This is a genomic window from Pantanalinema sp. (assembly GCA_036704125.1).
Taxonomy (GTDB): domain Bacteria; phylum Cyanobacteriota; class Sericytochromatia; order S15B-MN24; family UBA4093; genus JAGIBK01.
In genome coordinates this window covers 37,648-48,191 of sequence record DATNQI010000037.1, presented here as the reverse complement: position 1 = coordinate 48,191, position 10,544 = coordinate 37,648, and the positions used below count along the sequence as shown (strand labels likewise).

The 10,544-nt window shown below is 64.0% G+C and carries 12 protein-coding genes and 1 tRNA gene; 7 read left to right on the top strand and 6 right to left on the bottom strand.

Annotated features, from left to right (window positions below):
* The coding region (locus tag V6D00_06265; GenBank protein HEY9898768.1) for a hypothetical protein at positions 1-273 on the bottom strand (273 nt) is incomplete at its 3' end.
* Between V6D00_06265 and V6D00_06260 the strand changes: the two genes are divergently transcribed.
* On the top strand, positions 272-1,339 hold the full coding sequence (locus V6D00_06260; protein HEY9898767.1) for a DUF4434 domain-containing protein: 1,068 nt from the start codon (positions 272-274) through the stop codon (positions 1,337-1,339). The two genes, V6D00_06265 and V6D00_06260, sit on opposite strands and share 2 nt — an antisense overlap.
* A 156-nt stretch (positions 1,340-1,495) precedes the next feature.
* Here V6D00_06260 and V6D00_06255 read toward each other — a convergent pair whose 3' ends face one another.
* The gene (locus V6D00_06255) at positions 1,496-2,053 is read right to left on the bottom strand and encodes a GNAT family N-acetyltransferase (protein HEY9898766.1); all 558 of its coding nucleotides are present in this window, start codon (positions 2,051-2,053) and stop codon (positions 1,496-1,498) included.
* Between the two features lie 101 nt (positions 2,054-2,154).
* On the opposite strand from V6D00_06255, the gene V6D00_06250 reads away from it, so the two are divergent.
* Both V6D00_06250 and V6D00_06245 read left to right on the top strand, forming a co-directional pair.
* On the top strand, positions 2,155-2,637 hold the full coding sequence (locus tag V6D00_06250; GenBank protein ID HEY9898765.1) for a glutathione peroxidase: 483 nt from the start codon (positions 2,155-2,157) through the stop codon (positions 2,635-2,637).
* Between the two features lie 205 nt (positions 2,638-2,842).
* Positions 2,843-3,415, top strand: a complete 573-nt coding sequence (locus V6D00_06245) for a hypothetical protein (GenBank protein ID HEY9898764.1) — start codon at positions 2,843-2,845, stop codon at positions 3,413-3,415.
* Between the two features lie 180 nt (positions 3,416-3,595).
* On the opposite strand, the gene V6D00_06240 is transcribed toward V6D00_06245, so the two are convergent.
* Positions 3,596-4,168, bottom strand: coding sequence for a hypothetical protein (locus tag V6D00_06240; protein ID HEY9898763.1), 573 nt, complete (start codon positions 4,166-4,168; stop codon positions 3,596-3,598).
* 171 nt (positions 4,169-4,339) lie between these two features.
* Between V6D00_06240 and V6D00_06235 the strand changes: the two genes are divergently transcribed.
* Positions 4,340-5,047, top strand: coding sequence for a type 1 glutamine amidotransferase domain-containing protein (locus V6D00_06235; GenBank protein HEY9898762.1), 708 nt, complete (start codon positions 4,340-4,342; stop codon positions 5,045-5,047).
* Positions 5,048-5,075: 28 nt separating this feature from the next.
* Here V6D00_06235 and V6D00_06230 read toward each other — a convergent pair whose 3' ends face one another.
* The gene (locus tag V6D00_06230; protein HEY9898761.1) at positions 5,076-5,411 is read right to left on the bottom strand and encodes a pyrimidine dimer DNA glycosylase/endonuclease V; all 336 of its coding nucleotides are present in this window, start codon (positions 5,409-5,411) and stop codon (positions 5,076-5,078) included.
* Positions 5,412-5,683: 272 nt separating this feature from the next.
* On the opposite strand from V6D00_06230, the gene V6D00_06225 reads away from it, so the two are divergent.
* A complete protein-coding gene (locus tag V6D00_06225) occupies positions 5,684-6,898 on the top strand; it encodes an FAD-dependent oxidoreductase (protein HEY9898760.1) in 1,215 nt (404 codons plus the stop codon).
* A gap of 2 nt (positions 6,899-6,900) precedes the next feature.
* A complete protein-coding gene (locus V6D00_06220; protein HEY9898759.1) occupies positions 6,901-7,779 on the top strand; it encodes an RNA polymerase sigma-70 factor in 879 nt (292 codons plus the stop codon).
* A gap of 188 nt (positions 7,780-7,967) precedes the next feature.
* Here the strand turns inward: V6D00_06220 and V6D00_06215 are convergent, their stop codons facing one another.
* Positions 7,968-8,510, bottom strand: coding sequence for a hypothetical protein (locus tag V6D00_06215; GenBank protein HEY9898758.1), 543 nt, complete (start codon positions 8,508-8,510; stop codon positions 7,968-7,970).
* Between the two features lie 106 nt (positions 8,511-8,616).
* A tRNA-Thr gene (locus tag V6D00_06210) sits at positions 8,617-8,688 on the bottom strand.
* 98 nt (positions 8,689-8,786) lie between these two features.
* Here V6D00_06210 and recJ point away from each other — a divergent pair.
* Entirely contained in the window at positions 8,787-10,493 is a 1,707-nt protein-coding gene (recJ, locus tag V6D00_06205) for a single-stranded-DNA-specific exonuclease RecJ (GenBank protein ID HEY9898757.1), read from the top strand.
* Positions 10,494-10,544: the final 51 nt, after the last annotated feature.

Below are 10,544 nucleotides of genomic sequence, written 5' to 3'. Positions count from 1 at the left end.
AGGCCGAGCAATATTGATGAAATTAATCGATTGCGTAAATACATCAAAACACCAGAGCGAGGGGCATGGAGCCGGGCCTATCAGCCTTATCGGCCACAATTCCCAGGCTCTTGCCCCTCGCGGAGTGCCGAAATATTTACCATTAATCGTTATTGAATCAATATTGCTCACAAACGCCGCACGCAAGCGCGGATCGAAGGCAACGATGAGCGCCGAAATCGGGTATAAGTAGGCAAGCAAGAGACTCACCTTCCGGGAGGCGCAGCGCGACATGGAGATCCCCTCGTTTCGGCCTTCGAGCCCCTGGGTCAAGCCCGCCGCCCCCGTGGCGGCGCCGGTCCCCAGCCAGGGCACCGTCAAGAGCGATCGCCTCACCCTCAGCATGAGCGCCACGGCCCCGACCGGCGCGCAGCGCGCTCCCGATCGGCTCACCGGTTCGTTCATCCAGATCAGCGGCGATGACCAGCCCGCCGAATACTGGACCAAGACCCTCTCGGACATGAAGCGCCTGGGGATGGACACCGCGGTCATCCAGTACACCGCCTACGACGGCACCACCTTCTGGAACAGCACGGAGAACATCCTGAAGGCGGCCGACGAACTCGGCATGGGGGTCATGGTGGGCACCAAGCTCGACGAGTCGAACGGCAAGGCCCTCGACAACTGGTACCTCAAGGCCCTCATTCCCTCGAAGGTCAAGGAGGAGGCCACGGACGCGGCCGACTACACCCGCGAGCTGGTGGAGCGCTTCGGCCATCACCCCTCGATGACCGGGCTCTACATCCCTTACGAGGTCAACGGGATCGCGAACGCCAAGGCCATCGGGGACCTGTACGGGGACATCTCGCGCGCGGCCAAGGCCGTCAAGCCCGACCTCAAGGTCATGATCTCCCCCTACACCAACCTGATCCCGGGCGTCCCCCTCTCGATGCCCGCCAAGTACCTCGAGAACTGGTGGGACACGGTGCTCTCGCGCGCCGGGATCGACGTCCTCGCCTGGCAAGACGGGGTCGGCGGCACCACCAAGCAGCTGGATCGGGTCGAGCACGACCTGACGGCGATCTCCAAGGCCGCCAGCAAGCATGGCGTCGAGCTGTGGGCGAACCTCGAGACCTTCCATCGCAGCACCAAGCTCTACCAGGGCTTCGAGGCCGAGCCGGGTGGAATGGACACCATCAAGCGCCAGATCGACGAGGCGAAGCCGCACGTCTCGAAGCTGATCAACTTCGACTTCAACCACTACATGTCCCCGCAGGGTGGCGAACAAGCGCAGAAGCTCTACGCGGACTACATGAAGTACGTCGAGACGCTGGACGAAGCCGCGCCTTCCGGCGAGTAGCACGCAAGCGGCCGTCAGCAGGCTCACGCGTCAGGGGTACGGCTCGCCACGGACGCGTGAGGCCCCGTGTGACAAGATAAGCCCATCAACCACGCACCCCTCTGAGCACGACCCCCCGCCGGACGCACACCCGGCGGGGGGTCATCCTTTGAAGCGTCAGCGCAAGCGCTCCCACTCGGATCGCAGCAGCGAATAGTAATGCATGTCCCAGAAGCGATCGCGATGGAAAATGGAAGCCCGCAGGGTGCCCTCCCACTTCATGCCGACCTTCTCCATGACGCGCGCGCTCGGCGCGTTCTCCACCTTGCAGCGGCACTGCAGGCGCTCGATGGGGTGCTCCGCGAACACGAAATCCCTCACGGCCTGCGCGGCCTCCGCCACGATCCCTTGCCCCCAGTAGGGCTCGGCGAGCGCATAGGCGAGCTCCAGGCATCGGTTCGGCTCGGACGCCCAGAAGGCGCCAACCGTCCCGATCACGCGATCGCCCTGCTCCTTCAAGACGATCGCGAAGGGCTCGGGAATCCCCTTCTCGTACTTGGGAAGGGCGTAATCCCGGATGTACACCAGCGCATCGTCGAGCGTCCGGTGTGGTTCCCACAAGGTGTAGCGCGAGACGTTGGGGTTGGAGCAGTAGGCGAAGACGGCCTCCGCATCGCTCTCCACGAGCGGCCGAAGCAAGAGGCGCGGCGTCTGTAGCTGGGGAAGGGCGGGCATCGGTTCATCTCCGTTCTCTCGGGGCGCGATCGCATGGTGATATCGCTGCGAGCGTGGTATGACTTGTGGCTGTCCAGCCTCACCATCGAAAGGACCTCGCCCTGCTCTACGATTTTCAGGTCGACCGCCTCAACGGCACGCCGGTTTCCCTGTCGGACTATCGCGGCAAGGTCCTGCTGATCGTCAACACCGCCTCCGAGTGCGGTCTCACCCCGCAGTACAAGGGTCTTCAGGAGTTGCACGATTCCTACCAGGCGCAGGGGCTGAAGGTGCTGGGCTTCCCCTCGAACGACTTCGGCGCCCAAGAGCCCGGCAGCAACGAGCAGATCGGGCAGTTCTGCTCGGCCAACTACGGCGTCGGCTTCGACATGTTCGCCAAGCTCCCCGTCAAGGGTGAGGCCCAGGCGCCCCTCTACCAGTACCTGACGACCCAACCCGGCGTCGAAGGCGAGATCCGCTGGAACTTCGACAAGTTCCTGGTGGATCGCGCAGGTAAGGTCATCAAGCGCTTCCACCCCAAGACCGAGCCCACCGATCCCGAGGTGATCAAGGCCGTTCAAGAGGCGCTAAAGGCACAGGGCTAATCGAGCAAGCGCCCGTCAGGAGCCTCACAGCTCAGGCGTGCGAGGAGCGACGGCATCGAACGACCACCCGTGGCAAGATGAGCACATCAAGAGCGCACCCCCTCACCTCTCTGAGCACCAATCCCCCGCCGGTCGCACACCCGGCGGGGGATTCCTCCGTTCGGGCGAGGGTTAACTTCACGGCGCCCAGTGGTATGATTTATTTATGGAATATAAAATTGTTGATAAAAAATACGCTCTTGCATTTGCATCCTTGCTTCTTCTGAGCAATGGAAGTGCAGGGGCACAGCCACTATCCGGCAAAATCGGAGTCGCGACCCTCTTCCCGTTCAACATCAGCCTCGAGGGCGAAGTGACCTTGCCCGAAACCCCCTACAGCTTCGCCATGACCGGCGCCTATTTCCCTGGCGCCTTCATGAACCCGGGACAGATCTATTACTCCCTTTATGGACGCTATTCCCTCAAGACAAGCGAGCATTTCTCATGGGGCCCCATCATCGGCGCCAGGCAGGACTGGGGACGTAACAGCTTCAGAGAGGGATTTTCGGCGAACCCCGCGGGCGGGATCGTAGGCGTCTCGCTTCAATTCGACGCCGGACGACTGTGGGCGAGAGTGACCCCCAACACGACGCTCCAGATCGCCGGCAATGGCGGCCTCAGCACCGCGCAGGACTGGCTCGGCGTTCCTTGGATCGAAACCGGATTAAGGCTCTCTCCGAACCTGGAGCTCAGTCTGCGCGCAAGCGCTCTCCCTCTCAGGGTCACGGCGCTGTTTTAGGCGAAATCCCGCCTGAGCGTCAAAGCGAGCGTTAGGAACCTCACGCCTCGAGCGTGGACGCCGCGACTGAACGATCCGATCCGGCGTGGCAAGATAAGGGCATCAAGAGCGCACCCCTCACCTCTCTCTGAGCAGCAAGCCCCCGCCGGTCGCACACCCGGCGGGGGCTTTCCCTGGCGGCTAAGGCCTCTGACCAGCCGCCGCGGAATTCAATCGATTGATCTCGCTCAGGCCACGGTTCCCCCCTTGAGAGCCGGTGAGCTTGGCGCTCGCCTTCTCGAGGGCGGCCTTGCGAACTGGGTCATTGGCGAGCCCGTTCGCCGAATCGAGAAGCTTGGAATTGAGCGAAGCACCCAGCGGAGCTTGCGCCGGCGCGGCAGGCGGCGAAAAGCCCGCAACCGGGAGTTGCTTCAAGGCGGCCTGGACGTGAGGCAGGGCCACGTAAGCACCTCCGACGATGACCGCGACGACGGCGAGCCGGACGAGCAACTTACCGAGCCCCTCGTTTTCGATCCGGGTGCCGATCATCGCACGAGAGAGGTGCTTGGTCGGCTTTGAGGAAGAGAAGCTCCACTGGCCGTTCTCCTTGATGGCAACGACCTCGATGACGCCCGCCGCCTTGCTGACGGCAGAGGCCTGCCAGCTGGAGCTCCCCGCTTCGAAGCGCAGATCGAGAAGTCTCGCATCCTTGGCCAGCGACTGCCTGGCATAGGCGATCATGCGTTGCTTGGCTTCACGTTCTTCGGCGCTCATCGACCCTCGCGTCTAACTTCATGGAAATGCCGCTCCATTCTCGTGTCTACCCCAAGCGAGCGCTCATGTCACCTTAGGGAATTAGGAATGAAGCCACATTTTTTCCGCGCCCGCATCGAAAGAAAGGAAAGCCCCTTCTCGTGAGAAATGAGACCAGCATCCATGCCCCGTGTGCTAATTCCGCTGCCTGATCACGACTTCGACGTGACGGAAGTATCCATCCCCTGGAGCCGGTTTACCGAGCAAGGCTATGAGACAGTCTTCTCGACCGAGCATGGGCGAGTTGCTGCAGCCGACCCGCTCCTCATCAGCGGTGTTATTTTTGGCCAGCTGGGCGCCAAGCCGGAGGCAGTGGCCTGCTACGACAGGATGCGCCAGACCACGGCCTTCCTGCATCCCATCCGCTACCGAGACATCGACCCGTCCCAGTTCGACGCCCTGCTCCTGCCCGGCGGGCATGCGTCGGGAATGAAACAGTACCTGGAAAACAGCGTACTACGAGAGAAGGTCCTGGGGTTCTTCCAGGCGAACAAGCCCGTGGCGGCCATCTGCCATGGCCTCATCGTCCTCGCTCGAACCCTCGATCCCACTACGGGCAGGAGCGTCCTGTACGGGCGTCAGGTGACTGGCTTGCTCAAGAGCCTCGAACGCACTGGGTTCTACCTCACGTTTTGGAAGCTCGGGGGCTACTACCGGACTTACCCGGCCTACGTGGAAGACGAGATCAAAGACAGCCTGCAAGCCCCTTCCGACTTTCGGAAAGGGAAGGCGCCCTGGATTCCCTTTGTCGTGAGGGACCGTAACCTGATCACCGCGCGCTGGCCGAAGGATGCGAACTGCTTTGCTCAGGAGGTCATCCGGATGCTCGAATCGATCTGAAATCTCAAATGTCACGGCGCATCCACAATCAAGCGAGCCCCTGCTTCGCTTGAAGCTTGGCCTTCATCACTTCAAGCGGCTCCAAGAGCGTCGTGGGATAGTCGTCCCCGTCCGCTGGATTGATGAGTTCCTCGGGCCACGGGCTCTGATGGTTGAAGCCTCTGCGGACCATCTCGGCGGCGAGTCGGTCGTGACGATCCTTCATGGCCTTGCTGTGTCCCACCCAGCGCTTGGTCTCGGGGTGGTTTCGATAGCCCTTTGTCAGGCCCGCGATCGCCCTGGCCATGATGAGCAGCTCGTTGTGCTCGGCCAGCAGCCGCTTGTCATCCAGCGCCTCGACGGGAAGGGGATACCAGCTCCGCATCGATGCCCCCTCTCGGGGTGAAAACAAAAAAGGCACCACACCCGAGCAGGCATAATGCCATAAAGCTACGGGGGGTGCCAGAGTCGGAGGTGAAGATCGTTTGCTGCGTGGATCGAGGGGGGTGGCCCGCGAAGACGCTCAAATGCAGTGAGCAAGCGGGCTCGATGCCCGAGGACCATCGACCCCGGATCGTCGCTCGGGCCCCAGGTGTCACAAAAAGCATCGCCTGTTCGTCCTATGGCCGGAAACCTTTGAACTAGGAGGAACCGAACATGACCCGCAAGACCATCGTGATCGTGGGGGGCGGCTACGCCGGCATGCAAGCGCTTATCGCCCTGAGAAGGCAGTTCCCGGACCCCGAGGGGGTCAAGATCGTCTTGATCGACAAGCATCCCGGGCATCTTAAGAAAGTGCTGCTGTTCAAGGCGGCCGTCGGCCCGACCAAGGTCGTCGCCTCTTTCGCAGCGGGTCTTCGGGAAATGGCCGGGGTCGAGTTCGTCCAGGCCGAGGTGATGGGCATCGAAGCCGAAGCCAAGGCCGTCCTCTTGCGCGATCGAGAGGACCGAACCACGCGGTTCCCATACGACGCCCTGATCGTCGCCGTGGGAAGCCAGTTCATCGTCGCACCACCCGAAAGCGGTGGCATCAACCTCGCTTCGCCCGCCCATGCCGAGGAAATCAAGCGCCACCTCGCCCACAACATCGAGCGAGCCATCTCGACGAGCGATCCGGACCGACAGGACCAGCTGTTGCGCGTGGCGGTGGTGGGGGGCGGCATCTCGGGCGTCGAGACGGCGGCGGAAATCGCCACCTGGCTCGCCGACGAGAAGAAGCGCCATCGCCTGGACGCCAAGCGGGGCGGCGTCCACTTGATCAATGCGCAGGAACGGCTCCTCCCCGGCGCTCCCAAGGCGATCGGCCGCAAGCTGGAGCAACGGCTCGGTCGGCTCGGCGTGACGGTCCGGCATGGGGCGCGAGCCGAGCGCTTCGAGGACGGCCAGGTTCGGTTGAAGGGAGGCTCCAGCCTCCGCGCGCAGACGTGCGTCTGGACCTTGGGCCTCAGGCCGAGCCCCGCCCTGAAAGCCTGGAAGGCGCCGACGGATGAAGGCGATAGAATGATCGTGGATGCGCACTACCGCGTGTCGGGCTGGCCGTATGTCTATGCCATCGGCGACTGTGCCCGCATCGTCGACCCTGCCACCGGCCGCGCGGACGGTATGACGTGCCGGGAGGCGACCGCTCAGGCGTGCCGGCTTGCGGCGATCGTGCAGGGCGACTTCCTCGGCCAGCCGGTGCCGGCGCATGGCCCGGCCATCTCGCTGTTTTGCATCGGCCTGGGCCCAAGCGACGGCTTCATCTGGACGCGAAAGTGGGGACTCGACATCGTGCTGACCGGCAAGTTAGGGTGGAAGATCCGGGATTACACGTGGCAGCTCGTCGATTTCTTCGACGGCCCGCGAGCATCCAGAAAAGGGAAAGCGATCTGAGAATGACACCTGTCGTCGAGCAGTGGTACACCCGCTACAAGCCCATGATGTTCTCGCTGGCGTACCGCATGCTCGGCCAGGTCACGGACGCGGAGGACATCGTGCACGACGTCTTCGCCCAACTGTACCGCGAGACGCCGTCGGATGTCCGACAGCCCAAAGCCTACCTGTGCAAGATAACGACCAATCGCTGCCTCGACCTGCTCAAGAGCGCCCGCAAGCAGCGCGAAGCGTACGTCGGCCCGTGGCTGCCGGAGCCGCTCCTCACGGAAGCGGAGGATCCCGCCCTCCACGTCCTGAAGGATGAGGGCGTCTCGTACGCCCTCCTGGCCCTCATGGAGTCGCTCGCGCCGGTCGAGCGCGCCGTCTTCATCCTGCGGGTGGCCTTCGAGTTCGACTACGCGTTCATCGGTGACCTGGTGCAAAAGAGCGAGGACAACTGCCGCAAGATCCTCAGCCGGGTCAAGAAGAAGCTCGCGGGGCAGCATCCGGCGGCCCCACCCGCCTCCCCGGCCGCGGACGACGCGCTCATCCGGCAGTTCCTGCATGCTTCGCGCACCGGCGACATGGCTCAAATCTTGCACCTGCTGGCCGAAGACGCGACGCTCTACTCGGACGGAGGCGGCAAGAACCGATCGGCGATCAGGCCCATCATCTCGCGCGGATACGTCGCACGGTTCCTTGCCTGGATCGCGAGCCAGTACACGGGGGAGGGCGCGATCAGCCTGCGCTCCATCCACGTCAACGGTCAGCAGGGGCTCCTGGTCCTGGAAAACGGACATCCCCAAACGGTTTTCGCCTTCGACGTCCAAGCAGGCCAGGTGCGATCCATTTTCGTCGTGAGGAATCCGGACAAGCTGCGTCACCTGAGCCGGGGCTGAGCCTGCCGGCTTCGAGCGCGCAAAAAAAGGCACCACACCCGACCAGGGGAATGCCAAAGAGCAGGAACCAAACGCCCCCGCTTACACCGAGCCCTGTTTCGCTTGAAGCTTGGCCCTCGTTGAGGCCCGGGCGCTTGTTATCCGGGTTCTCAACCGGCAGGAGATACCGGCTCCGCCTGGGTTCTTCCTCAGTTCGTCACCTTGCTCGGGCTCGGTTTCCCGGCGGACAAGATCCTGTGGATGGGCGCATGGAGGTTCTGGAAGACCCACCGATCCTGCTCGCTCTTCGGCAACTCGCGATACGACCACCACGGGCACTCCTCATTCACCAGCACCCGCCGCTTGGTGATGTCATAAAGGCCGTGGTAGCGTCCGCCTCGCGAAAAGACGAGGTAGCGCCGGTCACGGATCTCAAGGTGGGGATCGTCCGTATAACCGCCATCCTCGGAATAGTTCCAGAAGAGGACCCCGTCGGTGTTGTGGGCCTCCCGAGCGAACGAGGGAAGGCGCTGGCCCCGTTCGAGTTCGTAGACGTACCAGGCAGGATCCCCGAAGTCGGCGCTATCGCTCAACAACACGAATTCATGCGTCCCGTCGGGAGCAGCCACGCGCAGGAGCTCGTGCTTGATGCGGTTGTCGAGGGAAAGCGAGATGCCAAACCAGGCGATTAGTGCAACCAGGGCAAGAACGGAGCCCCCAAGGGTGACGGCCAGGATTTTGAGGGTGCGCAAGCGCCGTCTCTTCATGGTTGGCATCACAGGCCTCAACATTTCGGGCCATAAAGAAAAGGCACCACACCCGAGCTGACAAAATGTCGAGTGCTACGGGGGGTGCCAGAGCCGGATGTGGGAATCGAACCCACGACCTTTCGATTACGAATCGAATGCACTACCGCTGTGCTAATCCGGCGAACGTCTCGACGTTTCCTCGAAACAGGAACCAATCCTACCAGGAGAACCCACCCTTGTAAAGACGTGGCAGCCCCTCCCGGGTTATAGTGGAGGTCTATGCACCAGCTCGAAACCTCCTGGCAAATTCGCGACGCCGACCCGGACGTGGTCGATCGCCTGTCATACGAACTCGGCATCACGCCCCTGCTCGCCCGAATGCTCGCCGTGCGCGGGGTCCAGGATCCCGAGAGCGGCCGCCGCTACCTGGGCCACGAGCCCTACGAGCTCAACCCCTGGGCCCTGCCCGGCATCGACAAGGCCGCCCGCCGCCTCGCGAGCGCCCTCGACACCGGCGAGCCCATCGTCGTCTACGGCGACTACGACGCCGACGGGGTGACCAGCACCTCCTTGCTCTTCAGCTACCTGGCCCGCGCCGGCTACAACGTCCAGTACTTCCTGCCCCACCGCTTCGAGGACGGCTACGGCATGAACTGCAACGCCCTCCAGGATCTCGCCGACCGGGGGCTCAAGCTGGTCGTCACGGTGGACAACGGCGTCTCCTCAATCCAGGAGGTCGAGTTCGCCAAGTCGAGGGGCATGGAGGTCATCATCACCGACCACCACACCCCGCCCGCGGTGCTGCCGTCCCCCTACGCGATCATCAACCCGCGCCTCGGCGGCTGCCCGATCGAGATGGCGGGGCTCGCCGGCGTCGGCGTCGCCTACACCCTGGCCTCGGCCCTCGAGGAGATCGCCCCTTCCGGCCACGGGGTCGAGGACCTGCTGGACCTGGTCGCCATCGGATCCATCGCCGACATGGCCCCCTTGACGGGCGTCAACCGGACGCTCGTCGCGCGCGGCCTGCACCTGATCGCGACCGCCCCGCGCCCCGGCATCCAGGCGCTCGCCGAGATCGCGAACATCAACAGCCTCGCTGCCATCGACGCGGGCGACATCGGCTTTCGGATCGGGCCGCGCATCAACGCCGCCGGCCGCATGGACCACCCCGAGGTCGGCCTCAAGCTCTTCCTTGCCGAGACCCTGGACGACGCGCGCGTCTTCGCCGTGGAGCTGGATCGCCTCAACCGCCTGCGCCAGGAGACCTCCAAGCGGGTCGAGGCCGAGGCCATGATGCTCGCCGAGCTGGAGGTGGACCCGACCAAGGACTCCGCCATCGTCCTGGCCAAGGAGGACTGGCACCACGGGGTGATCGGCATCGTCGCCTCCCGGCTGGTCGAGGCCTACGCGCGCCCGGTCATCCTGCTCGCCCTCGATGGCGACCACTGGAAGGGCTCGGGCCGCTCGCCCGAGGGCATCAGCCTCTTCAAGGCCCTCGAGGCCTCGCGCGACCTGCTCACGCGCTGGGGAGGCCACGCCCAGGCCGCGGGCGTCGGCCTCGAGCGACAGAACCTGGACGCCTTCCGCGAACGCCTCGACGCCGCGGTGCGGCAGCAGGGCCTGGACGTCTCGGAGCGCCCGCCCCGCTACCTGGACGCCGAGGTCCACCTGGCCGAGATGACCCCCCAGGTGGTCAGAGAGCTCGCGTGGCTGCAACCGACCGGCCAGGGCAACCCCGAGCCGGTGCTCTGCGTGCGCGGGGTCCAGGTCGTCAAGCAGAAGCTGCGCGGCAAGGAGAAGCGTCACCTCTTCCTCGAGGTGCAGCACGGGCTCGAGATCCGCGAGGCCGTCGGCTTCAACATGGGCGAGCTCCACCCGGTGCCCGACCGGGTCGCCCTGGCCTTCACCCCCGAGTTCAACCACTTCAACGGGCAGCTCAAGGTGCAGCTGCGCCTGCACGGCGTCGCCCGGGCCGCGGAGGCCTGAGCGGCGGCGGAAAAAGGCGTCAAAACTACCGCTTGGCGGGTATAAAGTCCT

Coding starts and splice junctions, on each gene's coding strand:
- V6D00_06245 (HEY9898764.1), top strand. CDS start 2,843: ATGGAATATAAAATTGTTGATAAAAAATACGCTCTTGCATTTGCATCC.
- V6D00_06260 (HEY9898767.1), top strand. CDS start 272: ATGGAGATCCCCTCGTTTCGGCCTTCGAGCCCCTGGGTCAAGCCCGCC.
- V6D00_06225 (HEY9898760.1), top strand. CDS start 5,684: ATGACCCGCAAGACCATCGTGATCGTGGGGGGCGGCTACGCCGGCATG.
- recJ (HEY9898757.1), top strand. CDS start 8,787: ATGCACCAGCTCGAAACCTCCTGGCAAATTCGCGACGCCGACCCGGAC.
- V6D00_06255 (HEY9898766.1), bottom strand. CDS start 2,053: ATGCCCGCCCTTCCCCAGCTACAGACGCCGCGCCTCTTGCTTCGGCCG.
- V6D00_06230 (HEY9898761.1), bottom strand. CDS start 5,411: ATGCGGAGCTGGTATCCCCTTCCCGTCGAGGCGCTGGATGACAAGCGG.
- V6D00_06240 (HEY9898763.1), bottom strand. CDS start 4,168: ATGAGCGCCGAAGAACGTGAAGCCAAGCAACGCATGATCGCCTATGCC.
- V6D00_06220 (HEY9898759.1), top strand. CDS start 6,901: ATGACACCTGTCGTCGAGCAGTGGTACACCCGCTACAAGCCCATGATG.